The 20,848-nt window shown below is 65.4% G+C and carries 16 protein-coding genes; all 16 read right to left on the reverse strand.

Annotated elements, in window-relative coordinates:
* The 16 genes from KQH53_13705 to KQH53_13780 all read right to left on the reverse strand — a co-directional run bounded on the left by KQH53_13705 (position 1) and on the right by KQH53_13780 (position 20,838).
* The gene (locus KQH53_13705) at positions 1–705 is read right to left on the reverse strand and encodes a methyltransferase domain-containing protein (GenBank protein ID MCB2227729.1); all 705 of its coding nucleotides are present in this window, start codon (positions 703–705) and stop codon (positions 1–3) included.
* Positions 702–920, reverse strand: coding sequence for a hypothetical protein (locus KQH53_13710; GenBank protein ID MCB2227730.1), 219 nt, complete (start codon positions 918–920; stop codon positions 702–704). Before KQH53_13710 ends, KQH53_13705 begins: the two co-directional genes overlap by 4 nt.
* A complete protein-coding gene (locus tag KQH53_13715; protein ID MCB2227731.1) occupies positions 917–3,229 on the reverse strand; it encodes a 4Fe-4S dicluster domain-containing protein in 2,313 nt (770 codons plus the stop codon). Before KQH53_13715 ends, KQH53_13710 begins: the two co-directional genes overlap by 4 nt.
* Positions 3,230–3,356: 127 nt before the next feature.
* On the reverse strand, positions 3,357–6,074 hold the full coding sequence (locus KQH53_13720) for a molybdopterin-dependent oxidoreductase (protein ID MCB2227732.1): 2,718 nt from the start codon (positions 6,072–6,074) through the stop codon (positions 3,357–3,359).
* 561 nt (positions 6,075–6,635) lie between these two features.
* The gene (locus tag KQH53_13725; protein MCB2227733.1) at positions 6,636–8,897 is read right to left on the reverse strand and encodes an RNA-binding transcriptional accessory protein; all 2,262 of its coding nucleotides are present in this window, start codon (positions 8,895–8,897) and stop codon (positions 6,636–6,638) included.
* Positions 8,898–9,138: 241 nt separating this feature from the next.
* On the reverse strand, positions 9,139–9,519 hold the full coding sequence (locus tag KQH53_13730; GenBank protein ID MCB2227734.1) for a hypothetical protein: 381 nt from the start codon (positions 9,517–9,519) through the stop codon (positions 9,139–9,141).
* A 405-nt stretch (positions 9,520–9,924) separates the two neighbouring features.
* Positions 9,925–10,890, reverse strand: coding sequence for a carbon-nitrogen hydrolase family protein (locus tag KQH53_13735; GenBank protein ID MCB2227735.1), 966 nt, complete (start codon positions 10,888–10,890; stop codon positions 9,925–9,927).
* A gap of 133 nt (positions 10,891–11,023) precedes the next feature.
* On the reverse strand, positions 11,024–11,734 hold the full coding sequence (locus KQH53_13740; protein MCB2227736.1) for an ABC transporter ATP-binding protein: 711 nt from the start codon (positions 11,732–11,734) through the stop codon (positions 11,024–11,026).
* Positions 11,734–12,483 (reverse strand): ABC transporter ATP-binding protein, encoded by a 750-nt coding sequence (locus tag KQH53_13745; GenBank protein MCB2227737.1) that lies wholly within the window; start codon positions 12,481–12,483, stop codon positions 11,734–11,736. Before KQH53_13745 ends, KQH53_13740 begins: the two co-directional genes overlap by 1 nt.
* Entirely contained in the window at positions 12,480–13,529 is a 1,050-nt protein-coding gene (locus tag KQH53_13750; protein MCB2227738.1) for a branched-chain amino acid ABC transporter permease, read from the reverse strand. The genes KQH53_13745 and KQH53_13750 overlap by 4 nt, the downstream gene beginning before the upstream one ends.
* Positions 13,530–13,548: 19 nt before the next feature.
* Positions 13,549–14,442, reverse strand: a complete 894-nt coding sequence (locus KQH53_13755) for a branched-chain amino acid ABC transporter permease (protein ID MCB2227739.1) — start codon at positions 14,440–14,442, stop codon at positions 13,549–13,551.
* A gap of 95 nt (positions 14,443–14,537) precedes the next feature.
* Positions 14,538–15,836, reverse strand: coding sequence for an ABC transporter substrate-binding protein (locus tag KQH53_13760; GenBank protein MCB2227740.1), 1,299 nt, complete (start codon positions 15,834–15,836; stop codon positions 14,538–14,540).
* 89 nt (positions 15,837–15,925) lie between these two features.
* Entirely contained in the window at positions 15,926–16,576 is a 651-nt protein-coding gene (locus tag KQH53_13765; protein ID MCB2227741.1) for a GntR family transcriptional regulator, read from the reverse strand.
* Between the two features lie 234 nt (positions 16,577–16,810).
* Positions 16,811–18,145 (reverse strand): aspartate aminotransferase family protein, encoded by a 1,335-nt coding sequence (locus KQH53_13770; protein MCB2227742.1) that lies wholly within the window; start codon positions 18,143–18,145, stop codon positions 16,811–16,813.
* A gap of 38 nt (positions 18,146–18,183) precedes the next feature.
* Positions 18,184–19,629, reverse strand: coding sequence for a 4-hydroxybutyryl-CoA dehydratase (locus tag KQH53_13775; GenBank protein MCB2227743.1), 1,446 nt, complete (start codon positions 19,627–19,629; stop codon positions 18,184–18,186).
* Positions 19,630–19,650: 21 nt separating this feature from the next.
* On the reverse strand, positions 19,651–20,838 hold the full coding sequence (locus tag KQH53_13780) for a thiolase family protein (GenBank protein ID MCB2227744.1): 1,188 nt from the start codon (positions 20,836–20,838) through the stop codon (positions 19,651–19,653).
* Between the last annotated feature and the right edge of the window lie 10 nt (positions 20,839–20,848).

The raw sequence follows: 20,848 nt of genomic DNA on the forward strand, positions 1-20,848 counted from the left end.
CTAATCCTTTCGCCGGGCAATGAGCAGGAAGTAGCCGGGCCGTAGGGCTCTGGCGCGGGCGGCCAAGTCGCAGCCCGCCTCGCATTCGCCCCAAAGGGCGGCGGCCGAGCCGTGGGCCCAGGCCAGCTGGGCGGCCAGGCGGGTCAGCAAGGGGGAATGGTCCTCCCAGATGACCGGCTCCAGGCCTGCCTCCTGGAGCAGACTCTCCAGATGCCCTGGTGTCATGGCCCCTCCCAGGCAGCCGGGCAGGGGCGCGGCGGTGGCGTCTTGGGGCTCCCCGCGCAAATAGAGGTCGCTCAGGGCCAGGCGGCCGTTGGGGCGCAACACGCGGCGGCACTCGGCCAGCGCCGCGCCGGGATCGGGGCACAGGGAGAGCACGCATTCGCAGAGCAGGCCGTCCAGGCTGGCCGGCGCGACGGGCAGGGCCTGGGCATGGCCCCGCAGCAGGGTCAGCCCGGCGTGGACCTCGCGCGCCTCGCCCAGCAGAGAGCCCGACAAATCCACGCCCAAAACGCGCAGCCCGCGCGAGGCCAGGAAAGCCGCGCTGGCGCCCAGGCCGCAGCCCAGGTCCAACACCCGGCTGCCGGGTGGCCAAGCGGCCAACTCCAGGGCCCGCTCGGTCAGTTCCAAGCCGCCGGGGCGCAGGCACGGCCCGGTGACCGCGCGCAAATCAGGGGATTCAAAAGGAGCGAGCGCCTGGCTCACTTGTCCTCCAGGATCTGCTCCACCTCGGCCATCTTGCCCAGGGCCAACTCCTCGCTGATCAGGACCAGGCCGCAGCGCGGGCAGCGAGGCAGCTCGGCGGTGAACTCGTTGCCCAGATACTCCACCACCACCGGGGCGGGTTCCAGCTTGCCGCCGCATTTGCAGCAGGTCCACTCCAGGTCGCCGGGGCGGATGTTGTCGGTGTTCATGCTCACGGCCTTGCCCTCCCCTTCACCTGCATGCGGTGGGCATAGGCGTTGTGCACCCTATAGCCCTCGCCTTCTGGGGTGTACTCCACCCAGAAGACCGCCTTGTAGGGCTGATAGGAGGCGAGGAAATGACCGCTCTCGGGATGGCAAAGCTTGTCGCCCTGGGCCTCGGCCTCGAAAATGACTTTCTGAATATCTTCAATGAGGATGCGCCGCTCTTCCAAAAGAGGGGCCACCTCGGGCGGAATGATCAGCTTCACTTGGCGATGAGCCTCCATGGCGGGCGCTTCCTCTCCCCACAAATCTCGCAACAACCCGGCCTTTAGCCGGGCCCGGTTCTCCCGCCGCTGGGACCAGCCCGGATTGGGGCGGGCGGCCGGGTCGTCCTCGCCCTGGGGCGGGAAGAACAAATCCAAGGCATGCAGAGCCCGCTTGCCCACCGAGGCCAGGCGGTCGCGGCACACCGCGCAATAGGCCAGGTAGTCGCGCTCGCTCTGGCCGGCGCGCCGGGTGATCACCTCGCGGGCCAGGGGCGGGTTGGCGGTGCTCATCAGCCCGCCGTAGCCGCAACATTCGGTGAGCTCGCGGCCCAGCTTCAGCTCCTCCAGCTCCACCCCGGCTTTGCCCACCACCCCCCGCACCGCCTGCTGGGCGGCCTTGTCGTGGCGGGTGGTGCAGGGGTCGTGCATGGCCAAGGCCCCGGCGGGCGGGGCTTGCATTGGGGCCCCGGTCTCGGCCAGCACCTCCCACAAAAAGCGCTGCTCCACTTCGGGCAGATGGCGGCGAAACACATCCACGCAGGAGGGGCAGGCCATGATCAGCGGCGGCGAGCCCAGGGCCTGCCAATCCTCTTTCCAGGCGGCCAGAGCCTCGGCCAGCATGGCTTCCTGCCCGCCCCAATAGGCCGGGGCCCCGCAGCAGGCCAACATGAGCCCCACCCCGCCCGGCAGCGAGGCGCAGAGGTGTTCGTACACCGCGCGCACCTGGCCCGGGGCCGAGGCCGGTAGCTGGCAGCCGGGGTAGAACAGATAGGCGCTGGCCGCGTGGCCGGGCTGGTGCTTGGCCAGGCGGAACTCTTGGCCCAAGCTGAAGCGCATGTCCAAGAGGGCGAACTCGTGGGCCGAAGGCGGCATCTTGCCCTTGGCCACCATGCCCTGGCGGGTGGCCAGGCAGAGATCCTGCATGGCGAAGTCCTCGGGGCACACCGCCTCGCACAGGCCGCACAGGGAGCATGAGTTGATCAGCTTGTTGGCCTGGCGCGCGCCCATGACAATGGACTGGTTGTTGTATATTTCGCGGGCGTACTTCTTGGGGTAGGCCCCGAAATTTTCCAGATAAGGGCAGACCTTGACGCATTCCAGGCAGTGGCATTGCAGGCAGCGCGCCGCCTCGGTGGCCGCCGCCTCGTCGCCGTAGCCCTCCGGCCCGGCGGGCACCATGGGCAGGGACTCCACCCCCTCCAGGCTGGTGAACAGGCGGGTTTCCTGGGGGCCGTCGTTCTCGCGACTCATGCCCGGAGCAACTCCCTGCATCAGGCGGTCCAGGGAGGCAGCCCCCCAGCGGCCCTGGGCCGCGGCCCACACCGGCGAGAAACCCTCGGGCCAGGCCAGGCCGCCCGCGAACACGCCCTCGCGCGCGGTGGCCTGCACTGGCCGGGCGGTCACGGGCCGGCCGTCCTCGCCGCGCTCCAGGGGCCAGGCCTCGGGGTCCAGGACATCCACGGAGAGGAACACCCCGTCGTGGTTATCCAGTAAATCATCCAGGATGCCGGGGTCGTCCACTGGAGCCTCGGCCTTCACCTTGAGGCCCAGCTTGTTCAGCAGCTCCAGTTCCTCGTCCCAGGCCTGGTCCGGCACTTGTCCGGCGTAGTGCTCCCTGAGGCCCTGGGCCAGGGCGGCCCCGGGTTCGTACAGCGTGACCTGGTAGCCCTTGCGGAGCAGATCGCCGGCGGCGGTGAGGCCCGCCAGGCCGCTGCCCACCACGGCCAGGCTCTTGGGCTTATTGGGCACCGGGGCGGGCTTGCGGCGGGGGCGGGGGTGGGAGACGCAGGCCCGCTCCAATAGATGAATGGCAATGGGGTCGCCAACCTCGCCGCGCTTGCACTGGTCGCGGCAGGGGGCGTCGCAGATGCGGCCCAGCACGGCGGTCAGCGGCATGGTGCGCAGCAGCACCTGCCAGGCCCCGGCCCAGTCCTGGGCCGCCGCCTTGGCGCAGAGGGCGCGGCCGTCCACGTGCAGGGGGCAGGCGGCAATGCACCAGGGCTGTTTTTCCTCGATGCAGCGCGCCTCCCATTGGCGCAGATCCAATTGCTCCATGGCCGCTCCCCTTGCCTGTAAACCAGCCTCCGGCCCGCCCCGGTCCGCCTATTTCAATGATACAACAACGGGCCGCAAAAAAAGCGCGGCCGGGGCGGCTCGGCCCCGGCCGCGAGGGTGGTTGACGCTAGGCCGGCATGGCGGCCAGCACCTTTTCGGGCCGCGCGGGCAGCTTGGTCACCCGTGCTCCGCAGGCGTTGTAGATGGCGTTGATGATCGCCGCGTGGGGGCAGGTCAGGGGCAGCTCGCCCACCCCGGCCGCGCCGAAGGGACCGGCGGGACGCGGGGTCTCCACGTAGATGATCTCCATATCGTCCGGGATCATCTTGGCGTAGGGGAAGCCCGCGCCCACCATGGTGGAGTGCTTCTGAATGTCCTCGAAGTCCTCGGTGAGGGCCAGGCCCACGCCCTGGGCCAAGCCGCCGTAGATCTGGCCGTCGGTGACCAGGCGGTTGTTCACCTTGCCGATGTCGGCCACCAGGGTCATCTTCTCCACCGTGGTCTTGCCGGTGGCCACTTCCACCGCCACCTCGGCCAGGAACACGCCGTACATGTACACCGAGAAGGGATCGCCCTGGCCGTTCTCATCGCAGTTGGAGGCCGGGGCGGTCCACTTGCCGTCGTACTTCACCGGGATGCCGTCGCCCATCATCTCGTCGAAGCTGCGGTAGGTGCCGTCTTCCTTCTTCATGGCCTCCAACAGAAGCTCACAGCCCACCTTGATGGCCATGCCGGTCATCACCTGGGAGCGGCTGCCGCCGGAAGGCCCGCTGTTGGGGGCCAGGGCGGTGTCGTTCATCACCAGGTGAATCTGTTCCGGGGACAGGCCCAGGGGCCGCAGGGCCTCGTGGGCGGTGCCCAGGGCGCCCATGTCCGCGCCCTGGCCGTGGTCCTGCCAGCAGGAGTACACCGTAACGCTGCCGTCCTGGTTCAGCTCCACCTGCACCTCCGAGGCGTCGGGGCCGTCCAGGCCGCAGCCGTAGACCCCCACGGACACGCCCACCCCGCGCTTTACCTCGGGGGTGGATTCCGCCTCGGCCTTGGCCTTGGCCGCCTCGTACTTGGGCCGGATGAGGTCGATCATCTCGGGCAGGGAGTAGACCTCGGGGTCCTGGCCGGTGGGGGTGGTGGAGCCGGGGCGGTAGACGTTCTTGTAGCGCAGTTCCAGGGGGTCCATGCCCAGCTTCTCGGCCAGCTCGTCCATGAGCACCTCGGAGGCGAACTCGCTCTGGGGCGAGCCGTAGCCCCGGAAGGCCGAGCCCCAGGCGTGGTTGGTGCACACGGTGCGGCCCTCGCCCCGGATGGCCGGGATGTCGTAGCCCGCTCCCATGAACTGGGCCCCGCGCAGGGTGAGGAGGTCACCGAACTCGGAGTAGGGGCCGTGGTCCACGGACCAGTCGGTCTCCAGGCCCAAAAGCTTGCCGTCGTTGTCGGCGGCCAGGCGCAGGTTCATGAAGAAGGGCGAGCGCTTGCCGGTGTAGGTCATCTGTTGGTAGTAGTCGTAGCGCAGGAACACCGGCTGGCCGGTGGCCAGACAGGCCGCGCCCACCAGGGCCTCCATGGTGGGGCTGAACTTGTAGCCAAAGGTGCCGCCGGCCGGGTTTTGCACCATCACCAGGTTGGCCAGGTCCACCCCCATGCCTTCGGCGATCATGGCCGCGTGCAGATGCAGGCCGATGGACTTGGAGTGAATGTAGAGCTTGCCCTCTTTGTTGAGGAAGGCGAAGCCCACGTCCGGCTCGATGGGCATGTGGGGCTGGCGGCCCACGTAGAAGTCGTCTTCCACCACCGCGGCCGCGCCGTCGAAGATGGGCCCGGTGTCCTCGCCCTTGGCGATCTTCTGGATGTAGTAGATGTTGGGGGTGCCGGGGTGGATCTCCATGGCGTCCTCGGCCATGGCCTCGGGCGCGCTCATGTAGGCGGGCAGCTTCTCCAGCTCCACCTTCACCTTTTCCGCCGCCGCCTCGGCCTGGGCCGGGGAATGGGCGCAGACGATGGCGATGGCGTCGCCGTATTGATAGACCTTCTCGTCGCAGAGAATGGGCCGGTCCCAGCCGTCGCCCAGGTTGGTGGGGAAGGTGATCAGGCCGGTGATGCGGTTCTTGCCCTTGATGTCCTTGGCGGTGATGACCTTTTCCACCCCGGGCATGGTCTCGGCCTCGCTGGTGTCCACCGAAAGGATGTTGGCGTGGGACACATCTGCCTGCACCAGGGCCAGGTGCAGGGTGTTGGCCGGCATCTTCAGGCCCAGGTCCGCGCCGTAGTCCAGGGTGCCGGTCACCTTGGCCAGGGCCGAGGGGCGGGGGTATTTCCCGCCCCAGATGCGGCCGTCCTCGGGCAGCTTGTAGGACAGCTCCTTGAGGGTCATCTTGCCGTTCAAGACTTTGGCCGCGTCCATCACCGAATCCACCAGCTGCTTGTAGCCGGTGCAGCGGCAGGCGTTGCGGTGCACCTGGAACCAGGAGCGGATGTCCTCGCGGCTCGGGTCTGGGTTGCTTTCCAGCAGGGCCTTGGCCGAAACGATGAAGCCCGGGGTGCAGAAGCCGCACTGGGCGCCGCCGTGCACCATCCAGGCCACTTGTAGGGCATGGGGATGGCTGGGCGTACCCACGCCTTCGATGGTAAGGACGGAAGCGCCGTCGGGAACCTTGGACATTTTGGTGACGCAGGAGCGCACCAGCTTGCCGTCCAGGATCACGTTGCAGGCGCCGCACTGGCCTTCGCCGCAGCCGACCTTGGTGCCGGTGAGGCCCAGGCCTTCCCTGATCACGTTGGCCAAGGACTCGTCGGCGTAAGCCACCACGGTCTTGGGCTGGCCGTTGATCGTCAGAGTTCTTTTAAGCATTTTTCATCCCCTTTGGTCTAATGTGGGCTTTCCTTTTGGCCTTCTTGGGCAGCGCCCTGAAATAACTAGCAAAACATGCACGCCAACGCATACGCGCCGGCAATTACTCGCCTACACCACGACCGGCGATAATGCGCATCACCATTCCGAAAGCCAATTTTCGTCGGGCAGGTGCGTTGCCGATGAAACCGCGAGTGCGATTCCGTTGAAGCCAAGGTTGTGGTGATGATGTTGCACATTTACCGGATGTGCGCCCCAGGGCCCAGCTGTGGCCGAGCCGCCTGAATTAACTTTTTCGTGCGGGTAGCTTCATGGTGACGCGCCGGGTTCGGCAAAGTCAAGCCGCGTTTTGGCGGCGCACTGGCGGCAGTGCGCCGGGGCGGCCGGCCCGATTATGCTCCGGCCGGCCGGCTGCTCTGGAAGCGCCCGGACAAGCCTTAATATTTGAGCATTTCCAATCAACGGGGCTGACGGGGAAATCGGTCACCAGCTAATTTCATACGATGCGCCCCGCTTGAGCTGGCCCAAAATCACGCCGCCAGCCACGCCTTCCGGCGAGGCTCATTGCTGGGTCAGCTTGCCCAGAGCCTTGCTGAAGGGGTTGTTAAATGGCTGCGGCTTTTCGGGGGCCTTTTTCTTGGCCATGGGCTTCTTGCCGCCCCGCCGCTCCCCGCCGCCTCCCGGCGCCCGGCGCGCCCGCTCGGCAAAGGGGTCCTTTTTCATGGACAGGGAGATGCGGCCCCGGGCCAGGTCCAGGTCGATCACCGTGACCTCCACCTGCTGCTGCACCTTTACCTCCTGGCGGGGGTCCTTTACGAAACGGTCGGCCAAATGGCTGATATGCACCAAGCCGTCGTTGTGCACCCCGATGTCCACGAAGGCCCCGAAGTTGGTCACGTTGGTGACCACCCCGGGCAGCTTCATGCCGATCTGCAAATCCTCGGGCGCATGCACCCCCTCGGCAAAGGAGAAGGCCTCGAAAGCCGAGCGCGGGTCGCGGCCCGGCTTGGCCAGCTCGGCCAGGATGTCGTTCACCGTGGGCAGGCCCACCCGCTCGCTCACATAGTCCTTGGCCTTGATGCGGCCGCGCAGCTCCTGGTCCTTGAGCAGGTCCTCCAGCTGGCAAGCCAAATCCCGGGCCATCTGCTCCACCACGGGGTAAGACTCCGGGTGCACCGCCGAGGCGTCCAGGGGGTTGTCGCCCTGGTTGATGCGCAAGAAGCCCGCCGCCTGCTCAAAGGCCTTGGGCCCCAGGCGGGGCACCTTCAGGAGATCCTGGCGGCTGGCAAAGGGCCCGTTCTCCTCGCGGTGGCGCACTATGTTCTGGGCCAGGGAGGCGCCCACCCCGGAGACCATGGCCAAGAGCTGCGGGCTGGCCGTGTTCAGCTCCACGCCCACCGCGTTGACGCAGCTGACCACCACGTCTTCCAGGCTGCGGGCCAACGAACCCTGGTCCACGTCGTGCTGATACTGCCCCACCCCGATGGCTTTGGGGTCGATCTTGACCAGTTCGGCCAGGGGGTCGACGAGACGGCGGCCGATGGACACGGCCCCGCGCACCGTGAGGTCCAGATCCGGGAACTCCTGGCGGGCCACCTCGGAGGCGGAGTAAACGCTGGCCCCGGACTCGCTGACCATGACCACGGTGACGCCCGCTATACCCAGGCCGCGCACCAGTTCCTCGGTCTCCCGGCTGGCTGTGCCGTTGCCGATGGCCACTGCCTCGATGCCGTAATCCTTGATCAGGCGACGGAGCTTTTCGCCGGCGGCCTTGCGCTGATTGTCGCTCATTAGATTAATCAGATCGTAGTGCTTCAGGTCGCCCTGCTCGTTGAGGCAGGCCACCTTGCAGCCGGTGCGATAACCCGGATCGATGGCCAGCACCCGCTTGGCGCCCAAGGGCGGGGCCATCAACAGCTCACGCAGGTTCTCGGCAAAGACCCTGACCGCCTCTTCCTCGGCCCGCTTGCGCAACACGGTGCGCAGCTCGATCTCCATGGCCCGGCCCAACAGGCGTTTGTAGCTGTCGGTGACCGCCAGGCGCACCTGCTCGGCGCAGGGGCCGTCGTTGCGCACGAACATTTTTTCCAGGATGGCGATGGCCTCTTCCTGGGCAGGCTCCACCCGGAAAATGAGGTGCCCTTCCTTCTCACCCCGGCGGATGGCCAGGATGCGGTGGCCGGCGGCGGCCGCGGCGGGCTCGCTCCACTCGAAGTAGTCCTTGAATTTCTGGCCCTTCTCCTCCTCGCCGCTCATCACCTGGCTGCGCAGCACCGCCTTTTCGGCGTACAGGGCGCGCATGGCCGCGCGGGCCTCGGCGTCCTCGTTGATCTGCTCGGCGATGATGTCCCGCGCCCCGGCCAGGGCGTCCTCCGCGCTCTCCACGCCCTTTTCGGCGTCCACGTACTGGGCCGCCTCCCCGGCGGGGTCGCCCGTGGCGGGCTGGGCCATAACATACTCGGCCAGGGGCTCCAGGCCCTTCTCGCGGGCCATCATGGCCTTGGTGCGGCGCTTGGGCTTGAAGGGCAGGTACACGTCCTCCAGCTCGGCCATGCTGGCCGCTTCGCCCACCTTGGCCTCCAGCTCGGGGCTCAAGAGGTTGCGCTCGGTCAGGGACTTGAGGATGGCCGCGCGCCGGGCGTCCAGCTCCTTGAGCTGGTCCAGGCGGTCGCGGATGGCGATGATGGCCACCTCGTCCAGGGAGCCGGTGACTTCCTTGCGGTAGCGGGCGATGAAAGGGACGGTGCTCCCCTCTTCCAAAAGGGCGGCGGTGGCCCGCACCTGGGGCAGAGAGATGGAGAGTTCCTCGGAAACTTGGGACAGGTTGGCCGCGCTTGCCGGCTGGGTTTCGCTCAAGGTGTAGGCTCCGGAAAGGTTGCTGGTTTTTTTATACGATCGCGTAGGGGTGAATTAGTGGCGGATCATTAGCGGAGAAGGGTTGGTACAAAAACAGAACATTGCTAAGCGAGAATTACCATGCGTTCAAAAAACAAGCAAGCCGGTCATAGTTTATTTGCCATGCACACATACTCAACCAATTGGCCTCCCACCCACGGCCCGAAGGTCAGAGCTTCGCATTGACAATGCGTTTTACCCGTTGCCCTTCCCGGAACTCTTTTTCCGCTATGCCAAGCAGCTCCAAGGCATTTTCCAGGGTTCTGACCACCTTCACCTTAATATCCGCATCACTCATGTAAGCCTCGAAAAGCCGGGCCATGCCAAAGCTGAAATCCGAGGGGGTCACAAAAACGCAATGCTCTCCACCCAGTTCATTTTCATAGAATGAACCCAAGCGGACGAAATCATCCATACTATAGGCAGGCATGGGGGCATCTTCGAGGTCAGTAAAATCCACGATTTTTTTCATGGGTGGGACATAGTGTTCGTCAGCGGCTAACTCTCTTAAATGACAAATCAACTCTTCAATGGAGAGAGCCTTGGACATTTTCACGTAAACCAGACGCAAACTAGGTACTATTTGGTAACTTACAGACATGGTATCAACCTAAAACCATGAGGCAGGGGGAACGATGAGGCGCCATGCGCCCACCGACGGAGATCTCTGCGCGAAATCGGGGACCCAGGTTTAATGATCCCGCGGGTCAGCCGCTCCATGTAACGTTTAGTTTGCTTGCCGTGCAAATGCCGAATTGATCTTTTTGCCTTATATCAAAAGATCAGCATCGCCTGAAAGCCATTTTTCGCTGTCTCTCGCACAATTTGTGCTAAATATCACAAGCCAGCCCCAGGAGCAAGCACTTAGAGCAAACAAAACACTGGCCCGGCATGAGCCCCAAAAGACCAGGGGCGGGGATGACCCCCGCCCCTGGCTGGTTTAGCAAGTAAGAACCTAGGCTTCGCCGTCCTCGAAGGGGTTCTTGGTCTCCCCGTCCCAGGCGGTGACCGCTGGCTGGGGCTTCAAGTTCACGTGCAGCTGGAACACGTCGGGACGGGCGTAGTGGCCCGGGGTGTCCAGGTCGAACTTGCCCCGCACGATCTGGTCCAGGTCCAGGTCCGCGGTGAGAATGCAGGGACCGTCGAACTCCGGCCCGGCCAGCACCTGGCCCAGGGGGTCGATGATGCAGCTTCCCCCACGCATCATCACCGTGGCCGGGTCGTCCTCGGGCATGGGGGTGGAGCATTCGGGGTAATCGCCTAGGTGCACGTATTGGCAGGAGCTGAGCACGAAGCAGCGCCCCTCCAGGGCGATGAAGCGCATGGTGGGCAGGTTGGTCTCGCGGTCGTCGGCCGTGGGGGCCAAATAGAGCTGCACACCCTGGGAGTACATGTACATCCTGAGCATGGGCATGTAGTTCTCCCAGCAGATCACCGAGCCGATCTTGCCCACCTCGGTGTCGATCACCGGCATGGTGGAGCCGTCGCCGAAACCCCACACCAGGCGCTCCATGGCCGTGGGCATGAGCTTGCGGTGCTTGCCCAACATGGAGCCGTCCGGCCCGAAGAAGAGCGCCGTGCAGTAGAGGGTGCCCCCCTCGCGCTCCATGACCCCGATGGTCAGGTAGACCCCCGCCTCCTTGGCCGCCCGCCCCAGAGCCTCGGTGGCCGGTCCGGGCACCTCGATGGAGCCTTCGTAGTACTTGCGGAAGTCCTCACGCCCCTCGGGGAAGCGCATCCCCACCCGGGCCCCGAAGTCCCAGCCCTTGGGGTAGCCCGAGATAAAGGCCTCGGGGAACAGCACCAGGCGCGCTCCCTTGTCCGCCGCCTGCTTGGTCAGATCGGCCACCTTGGCCACCGTGGCCATGGCATCGAAAACCACCGGAGAATCCTGGACCACCGCGACCCGCACCATGCTCATGTGACTATCTCCTTTATGCAACGCACCCGCCCATGGCCGGTGTTGAACTGTCTCACGCGCTCGGGGGCTCCTTGCCGATGCGGCCGCGCCTGGCGGCCAGGACCGCGGCTCATGCCGGCAGGAACCCGCCTGGCTACACCATCAGGTATTTCTCTTTGATCTGCGGCCGGCTTTCCAGCTCGGCCATGCTCCCCTCGAACTTGACCTCTCCTCCTTCGATCACATAGGCCCGGTCAGCTATGGAGGTGGCGAAGGCCAGGTTCTGCTCGGCGAAGAGTATCGCCAGGCCCAGGGATTTCAGGTACTTGATCTGGCGGGAAAGCTCCTGGACCACCACCGGGGCCAGCCCCTCCACGGGCTCGTCCAATAATAGCAAAGTGGGGTTGCCCATGAGGGTGCGGCCGCAGGAAAGCATCTGCTGCTCCCCGCCGCTGAGATATCCCGCGTGATTGCCCGCCAGGGGCTCCAGCTCGGGGAAAAGCTCGTAGATGCCCTCCAGGGTCCATTTTTTCATAGCGTCGGAAATGGGCGGCTTGGCGCCGATCTCCAGGTTCTCCCGCACGGTGAGGTCCGGAAAAACCAGGCGCTCGTCGGGCACGTAGCCGATACCCAGGCGGGCGATGCGAAAAGGCGCCAGGCCCAGCAGCTCCGTCCCGCCGTAGGTCACCGAGCCCTGTTTGGCGGGCACGATGCCCATGATGGTTTTGAGAGTTGTGGTCTTGCCCACCCCGTTGCGGCCCAGCAGGCAGACGCACTCGCCGTCATTCACCTCCAGGGACACCCCGAACAGGATGTGGCTGGTGTCGTAGAAGGTGTGGATGTCTTTTACGATAAGTTTGGCCATCAGCTGTGCTCGCCCAGATAGATCTTTTGGACCAGGGGATTCTCCCGCACCTCCTGGGGGCTGCCGGTGAACAGCAGCTCGCCCCGGTGCAGCAGGGAAACCTTGCGCGCGTGGCGAAACACCACGGACATGTCGTGCTCGGTGAACAGGATGGTCACCTTCAGCTCCTGGTTGAGCCGGTCCACCAGGGCCATGGCCTCGCGGGTCTCGTCCAGGGACATGCCCGCAGTGGGCTCGTCCAGGAGCAGGAGCTTGGGCTTGCCCGCCAAGGCGATGGCCAGCTCCAGCTTTTTCTTGTCGCCCTGGGAAAGCTCGCCGGCCACCACCTTGCGCCGCTCGGTGAGGGCGCACCGCTCCAGGATCTCGCCGGTCTCGCGGTTGCCCACCCGGCGGGCCAGCTTGTAGAGGTTGAACTCCAGGCCGCGCCGCGCCTGCACCGCCGAGCGCACGTTCTCCCACACCGTGAGCTGGGTGAAGATGTTGCTCACCTGAAAGGCCCGGGTGATGCCGTCCATGGCGATGCGGTGGGGCGCCCGCCGGGTTATGTCCCGGCCCATGAACTTCACCTGCCCCGAGTCGGGCACGTGGTAGCCGGTGATGAGGTTGAACAGGGTGCTCTTGCCCGCGCCGTTGGGCCCGATTATGGCCGACTGCTCGCCGGGCTCCAGACGCAGGCTAAGGTTGTTGGTGGCGTGCAGGCCGCCGAAGCTCTTGTTGAGTCCCTCTATCTCCAGGATGCCTTGGCTCATGAGGATTCTCCGGACCGCGCGGCCTCTGGCGCCGCGTCCTCGGGGAGGTAGTCATGGTGCTTGAGCGGGGACAGGCGCTTGTCCAGCAGGGAGAGCACCCCGCCGGGCAGATAGAGCACCAGGAAGAGAATGATGAGCCCGATGGTCAGGGGCCAGTACACCGTGAACTGGGTTATGTAGGCGTTCAGGAAGGTGTAGATGGCCGAGCCCACCAGGGGGCCGGTGAGAAAGCCCGCCCCGCCGATGAGCGACATGAACACCGCCATGCCCGACTGCACCCAGCCCAGGAGGAAAGGCGACACGCTGCGCTGGAAGGGCCCCCACAGCGCCCCGGCCACCCCGGCGAAGGCCCCGGCCAACACGAAGTTGGCCAGCATGACCAGGCGCACGTTGATGCCCAGGAACACCGCGCGCCGCTGGTTGTCGCGGATCATGCGCAGGGTGTAGCCGAAGGGCGAGTTGGTGATGCGCCAGAGCAGCACGGTGCACCCGGCCACCACGATCAGCACCAAATAGTAGTAGTTGACCACCTCGCTGAAGATGCCCGGCGGCATGATGCCCTGGATGCCGTCGTCGCCCTTGGTGAAGCTGTACCAGGAGAAGACCAGGTAGTAGAGCAGCTCGCCGAAGGCCAGGCTGAGCAGGGCGAAGTAGATGCCCGTGAGGCGCACGCAGAAATAGCCCACGACAAGGGCACACAGGGCCGATACCGGCATGGCGATGAGCAGGGACAGGAAAAAGTCCAAGTAGCCCACCTGCCCCACCGGGGATTGCAGGGCCCGCATCAAGAGGGCGGTGGAATAGGCCCCCACCCCGAAAAAGGCGGCGTGGCCGAAGGTGATCTGGCCCATGTAGCCGTAGATCAGGTTGAAGCTCATGGCGAACAGGCCCAGGATGAGTATCTCGGCGGCCACGATGGTCGGAAACTCCCCGGGCAGCAGGGGCACCAGCAAAAAGGCCACCCCCAGCACCAGGGACACCGGGCCGGTGAGGCCGTAGGTTTGGTACAGGCGGAGCCAGAAGCCTCTCTTGGTTGCGTTATTCATTGCAGCACCTCGAAATTTTCTAGAAACGCATCTCGGTTCCGAAGAGGCCCCAGGGCCGCCAGATGAGCACCCCCACCAGGATCAGGAAGATGATGGCCAGGGAGCCGTCGGGCCAGACCAGGATGGAGAAGGCGTAGACCACCCCCACGATGATGGAGGCCACGAAAGTGCCCAGGATGCTGCCGAACCCGCCGATGACCACCACCGCGAAGCACTGGATGATCATGTCCATGTCCACCCCCAGGCCGATGGGCATGATGCCCAGGAACAGCCCGGCGCAGAAGGCGGCGATGGCCACGCCCATGCCGAAGACCCCGGCGTAGATGTTGGGGATGTTGATGCCCAGGGCGCTGACCATCTCCCGGCTGAAAACCGCCGCCCGCACGATGCGGCCGTAGCGGGTGCGTTGCAAAAACCACCACAGCCCGCCCGCCACCACCATGCCCGAGATGATGATCACGAACAAATAGGGGCTCACGTAGGAGCCCATGATCTCCATGGGCTCGATGGGCAGGAAGATGCGCCGGTTCTCCACCCCCCACCCCAGCTTGATCACGTCGCTGATGATCAGGATCAGCGCGAAGGTGAGCAGCACCTGCTCGGGCAGCTCGCGCTGGTACATGCGCCGGATGATGAAGCGCTCCAGCATCCAGCCCACCCCGAACATCACCGCCGTGGCGGCCACGATGGCCGGGACCAGGAGCAGACCGAAGGGCCCGGCGATCCCGGTGAGGAAGCTGTAGAAGGAGTAGGTCACATAGCCCGCCAGCAGCCAGAGGGTGGCATGGGCGAAGTTCAGGATGTTCATCACCCCGAAGATGAGCGACAGCCCGGCCGAGAGCAGGAAAAGCATCATGGCCCGGGACAGCCCGCTGAAGAGCTGGATCAACAGGGCGCTGGCGTCAAACGGCATGTGAAAAACCTCCTGGTGCGAATCCCTCCGAGCGCCCCCACGCGGGGCAAGGCGGAAAGGCTCCGGGGAGAGCGCGCCCCCCGGAGCCTTGGGGATCAGCTACGTTTCTTCTGCACCTTTTGAACCTCGTCGCAGCTGGGCATCCAGACCTTGTCGCCGGGCACCACGATCAGGGTCTTGGGATCGAACACCGGGATGGGCCATTCCTTGCTGTTGGCCACCTCGCCCACGTAGGAGGGGCAGTCGAGCTGGTTGTTGCACTCGCGGAACTTCAGCTTGCCCCGGCAGGTGTCGATGGTGGCGCCGGTGAGGGCCTTGCGCATGGCCTCGTTGTTCACCGAGCCGGCCTTGGCGGCCGCCTGATCCAGGCCGTTGAGCGCGTCGAAGTACATGCAGGCGAAGTCGTCGGGGAAGTCATCCTTGCCGAACTTGGCCTGATAGATCTTCATGTACTCCTGCATCATGGGGTACTGCATGTTGGCGAAGAAGGGGCAGCGGTTGATGCCGATGATGCCCCTCGGCAGGGTCTTGGCCTGCTGGATCAGCTCGGTGACCGGCAGGAACACGCCGGGATAGGCCACCTTCTTCAAAAGGCCCATGGCCTTGGCCTGCTGCAGGAAGGTCTCGTTGTCCTTGCCCGCGATGGCCCCGAACATGAAGTCCGGCTTCATGGCCATGATGGCGGTGATGTAGGAGCTGAAGTCGGTCTCGCCCAGGCGGCACCACAGGGCCTTGATCAGCTTGGCCTCGGGCGCGGCCTTGGCCAGCTCGCTCACGAACACCCGCTGGGAGTCGCGGCCCCACTCGTAGTCCTGGCCCAGGGTGACGAACTTGTTCCAGCCGCGCTTCTTGATCATCTCGGCCACGGCCACCACGGTGGCCCCGGACTGCATGCGGCTGTTGGGGCCGAACATGAAGGAATACGGAGTGTAGTTCTCGTTGACGATCTTGGAGCTGTTGCTGGTGGCGGCCAGGTGCAGCACCTTGTGCTCGTGGATGATCTCCTGGATGGCCATGGCCACGGCGCTGCTCCAAGTGCCGATGATGCACTGGACCTTCTCGTTGAGGATCAGCGAACGGGCCTCGCGGGCGCCCACGTCGGGCTTGGTCTGGGTGTCGCGGAAGTAGAGCTCGATGGGATGCTTGCCCAAGAGGCCGCCGCGCTTATTGATCTGGGCGGCAATGAGGGGCAGGCCCTTGATGGGCCGGGCAGAGTAGTTGGCCCCCGGTCCGGTGGTGGGCAGGCACACCCCGATGCGGTAGGGCTCGGCCGAACCGGCCCGCACCCAGCGGGGCAGCAGGGCGATGGTCCCGGCCGCCACGGAGGTGACCAGGAAGTCGCGCCTGCTTATGCCGTGCAGTTTCTTTGTAAGGTCGTCCTTCGCGCCGCTCATGATTCCTTCTCCTCCTCGCTTTGCTGCGATGGTGCGCCGCTCGTCAATCCCCCCGGTCTCATGGCGCCGGGCAAAATCCTTGAATGCGGCTATGGTTCTTCATAACCTTGCAAAATGCAGTTCAACGCCGTCTGCCAGTGCTCCTTGGCGATCTTCTTGGCCTTGCGGGCGTCCTTGGCCTTGATGGCGTCGTATAGGTCTTGGTGGAAATCACGGAACCCCGGGATCTGGGGGGTGAGATAGGCCACCTGAAGCCCCACCCAGGCCGTCTCGTAGAAGTTGACCAGCATGTCGGTGAGAAAATCGTTCTTGCCCATCTTGGCGATGGCCAGGTGGAAGCCAATGTCCAGTTGGAAGCGCTTTCCGTCGTAGACGATGTTGGCGTAGTCCAGGTAATCCTGGTGCGCCTGCTCAAGCTGGGCCAGCCCCTCTTCGTCGCCGTTGCTCACGGCATAGTCGATGGCGATGGCCTCCAACTTGTCGCGCAGGTCGTACATCTGCACCACTTCTTCAATGGTGAGCTGCCGCACGAAGTAGCCACGGTTCACGTGGTAGATGACCAGCCCCTCGTTTTCCAGCTTGTTCAAGGCGTTGATGATGGGGGTCTTGCTCATGCCGAGCTGCTTGGCCAGGTCGCTGTAGATGATCTTCTGCCCGGGTGAGAGCTTGCGGGCAAAGAGCAATTGCTTGATGCCTACCAGTGCCTGGTGGTCCTTGGACACGGTGGGTGGGTTGGGCATGGAGCTTCCTTACAATTATGTGATCTTTTATTTGATCCTAAATGTGATCACATTTTAAGTGGCACCCCTGGCGGCGTCAAGCAAAAAACGCCCCGCCCCGCCACGGCCGGCGCCCGGCGTGGCGGCTGCGGGTCAGTTGCACGGAGTTTTCGGGATTAAATCAGGCGCTTACCAAAAATGCCAAGCCAAGCCCCCCAAGAGCTTGGCTTGGCCGCATTGAAAAGGATGCCGTGTTCAGGTCCGAGCCGTGACCGTCTTCACCGCCGAGCCCAGCTTGTCCAACAGCAGGGCCATCTCCTGCTCGTCGATGACAAAGGGCGGCGCCACCATAAAGGCGTCGCCCTGCCCCTTTGCAAAGCCCACCGCCTTGTACACGATGACTCCGTCGTGGAACAGATGCTCCCACAGGCGCTCGGCCATGCGCTCGTTGCGGGGATATGGCTCGAGAGTCTCGCGGTCTTGCACCAGCTCCACGCCCCAGAGCATGCCCAAGCCGCGCACCTGGGCCACGTGGGGCAGGCCGCCCAGTTGTTGGCCCAGGGCCTGGCCCAGCCTGGCGCCCATGTCCGCCGCCCGCTCCACCAGGCCTTCGCGCTCCAGTATGCCCACCGCGGCCAGAGCGGCGGACGCGCCCACCGGGTGGTGTGAGAAGGTGCCGCCGTGCACAAAGCCGCCGCCCTTGACCACGGCCTCGTAGTGTTCGGTCCGCGTGCCCACCGCCGACAGGGGCAGCGCCCCGCCGGTGAGGCCCTTGCCCAGGGTCACCAGGTCCGGGGCGATGTCCCAGTGCTCGCAGGCGAACCAGCGCCCGGTGCGGCCCATGCCGGTCATCACTTCGTCGGCGATGAGGAGCACACCATATTGGCGGCATATCTCCTGGATGCGATCCCAATAGCCATCCGGCGGCACCACGGCGGCCAGGGTGGCCCCGCTCACCGGCTCGGCCAAGAAGGCGCTCACCGTGTCCAGCCCCAGTTCCTCGATGGTCTCGGCCAGGGCGTCGGCGCAGCGCAGCCCGCAGGCGGGATGCTCCAGGCCGTAGGCGCAGCGCAGGCAGAACGGCGGCGGGATGTGGGCGGCCTGGGGCAGCATGGGCTCGAAAGGACCGCGCTCGGCCGGGCGGCCGGTGGCGGCCAGGGCGCCCAGGGTCAGGCCGTGATAAGAGCCCCAGCGCGCGATGAGCTTGTGGCGGCTGTCGCGGCCATGGACCAGGTGAATCTGGCGGGCCAGCTTCACCGCCGTCTCCACCGCCTCGGAGCCGGTGGTCATGTAGTAAAAGCGCTCGATCCCCGCCGGGGCGTGGGCGGCCAGGGCGGCGGAGAGCTCCTCCACCGGCTTGGTGCTGAACATGGTGGGGTGGGCGTAGTAGCCCAGGCGGATCTGCTCGGCCACCGCCTGGGCGATCTCCTCCCGGGCGTGGCCCAGGTTCACCACCACCGCTCCGCCGCTGGCGTCCAGATAGCACTTGCCGTCGCTGTCCACGATGCGGCAGCCCTGGGAGCGCTGCAACAGGGGCAGCTCTCCCTTGAGCTTGCGATGGAACACGTAGCTATGGCGCTGATCGACCATGGACATTTTCCACGCGGGCCTAAGCCTCGCGGCCTGGCTCAGGCTATTTCAAGCAGGTCCTTGACCCTCTGCACCTTGTCTTCCAGACCGGCCTGGCGGCTGATCATGATGCGCTGGGCGGTGGGCGGCCCGGCCCCGTGCATGGACTCGATGAGATAGCCCACCGCGCCGGCCCCGGCCACCAGGTTCTCGATGAGCCGGAGCACCTTCATGCGGTCCACCACCGGGTAGTCCGGGTTAGCGGCCAAATACTTCTGGATGTAGGGCCCGGCCACCGGGTCGTTCAGGTCCGCGGCCGAAGGCAGGGTGCCCAGCAGGCCGCCGGCCACGTCGGTGGCCAGGCGGGCCAGCTCATAGGGGAAGCGGGTCACGTTGAGCTTGCACACGTTGGCCAAGAGCAGGTTCACCAGGTAGTTGCCCGAGGCGGTGGCCTGGCCCTCGTGGGAGCAGGCCAGGCCACAGGAGTAGATCGTCTCGTTGAGATGGATCATCTCCACGATCTTCTCCTTGATGTGGCTGGCTTTTGCCACTCCGTTCATCTGGGCGATGAGCGCGGTGGCCCCGATGAGCGCGTCGCCCACGCCCACCTTGCAGCCGCCGTAGGACTGGCGGTGGTAGGAGGCGAAGCGCTCCACCAGGATTCCGGAGAAATCCACCTCGCCGTCCAGGAACACCCGCTCGTCGGGCACGAACACGTCCTCGAAGACGGTCATGACCTCCTGGCCGCCGAAGCTGTTGCCCACGTCCAAGAGGTCGGCCTCCAGCTTGCGGGTGTCGCTGGCCTGGCGGCCGTAGATGTAGCGCACGTTGGGGTCGTTGGTGGGCACCGCGCAGCACACCGCCCAGGCTTCCTCGCCGGGCCGCATGGTCAGGGTGGGCATCACCAATATCTCGTGCGAGTTGAGCATGCCGGTCTGGTGCAGCTTGGCCCCGGAGATGACGATGCCGCCGGGACGCCGCTCCTTTACGCGCAAGAACAAATCAGGATCGAGCTGGTCCTTGGGCCGCTTGCCCCGGTCGCCCTTGGGGTCAGTCATGGCCCCGTCCACCACCAGGTCGTTCTGCTGAATCCAGGTCCAGTAGGCCCGGAAGCGCTGGTGATAGTCGGTGCCGTGCTTCTGGTCGCAGTCATAGGTGGTGCTGAAGATGGCGTTGGCCGCGTCCATGCCCACGCAGCGCTGGAAGCAGCAGGCCGTGCCCAGGCCGCAGTGACGCTGCATCTTCACCTTGTTCACCAAGTCCTGGGGGCTCTGGTGCAGATGGGCGAAGCGGTTGATCACGTCGCCACACAGCGAGGACTCCACGCAGAAGAGCTCCTGGGTGGCGGGATCGTGGGCCGCGTCATAGGTGAAGGCCACCGCCTTCTGGGAAGGCTTGACCAGGCCGTGCTGGTCCAGGCCGCCCTGCTTCTTGCCCAGGACGTGGGCCTCCAGGCCCAGCTCCTCCATGGATTGCAGATATTGTTTTCCGGTCTTGAGCGCCACGGCTCTCCCCTTTCCTCGGCCCTAGGCCGTTTCCCGTTCCACCACCAGGGCCGTGCCCATGCCTCCACCGGCGCACAGAGCGGCCAGGCCCAACTTTAACCCTCGCTTGGCCATCTCGTAAAGCAGGGTGGTGGTGATGCGCGCCCCGGTGCAGCCCACCGGATGGCCCAGGGAGACGCCGCTGCCGTTGACGTTGGTGATCTCCCGGTCGAGGCCCATGGCCTTTTCGCAGGCCAGATACTGGGCCGCAAAGGCCTCGTTGAGCTCGATCAGCTGCATGTCCTCCAGGCTCAGCCCCGCCTTGGCCAGGGCGCGGGCAGTGGCCTCCACCGGGCCGATGCCCATGACCTCGGGCTCCACCCCGCTGGTGGCGGTGCCCCGAATGACGGCCATGATCGGCGCACCCAGCTCCTGGGCCTTGGCGCGGGACATAAGCAGGAGCCCGGCCGCCCCGTCGTTGATGCCCGAAGCGTTGCCCGCGGTCACGGTGCCGTCTTTCTTGAAGGCGGGCCCCAGCCCGGCCAGGCTCTCCAGGGTGGTGTCGGGCCGAGGATGCTCGTCAGTGTCGAAGACCACGCTCTTTTTCTTTTGCTTGATCTCCAGGGGCAGTATCTCGTCCTTGAAGCGGCCCTCGGCTATGGCCTTGGCCGCCCGCTGCTGGCTGGTGAAGGCCAGCTGGTCCTGCTCCTCGCGGCTGATGCCGTAGCGCTCGGCCAGGTTCTCGGCGGTGATGCCCATGGCCGGCCCCACCCCCAGCTCGGTGAGCGAGTCCCACATGGAGTCGCGCACCTCGGCGTGGCCCAGACGAGAGCCCCAGCGCAGCTTGTCGATGGTGTAGGAGGCGTTGCTCATGCTGTCGGCCCCGCCGGCCATGATCACCTCCGCCTCGCCCGCCTTGATCTGGTAGTAGCCCAGCTGGATGGAGGACATGGAGGAGGTGCAGTTGCGGTGCACGGTGATGCCCGGCACGCTCACCGGCAGGCCGGCCTTTACCGCCGCCACCCGGGCCAGGTTGTTCTCGCGGAAGGTCTTCTGGTAGTTGCAGCCCCAGATAACGTCCTCGATCAGGGCCGGGTCCACCCCCGCCCGGCGCACCACCTCCTGCATCACCGGGATGCTCAGGTCCAGGGCGCTCATGCTTTTGAGTCCCCCGCCGTGGCGGCCGATGGCCGTGCGGCAGGCGCTGACGATAACCACGTCTTGGCTCATGATGCTTCCT

Source organism: Desulfarculaceae bacterium, assembly GCA_020444545.1.
Lineage (GTDB): Bacteria > Desulfobacterota > Desulfarculia > Desulfarculales > Desulfarculaceae > Desulfoferula.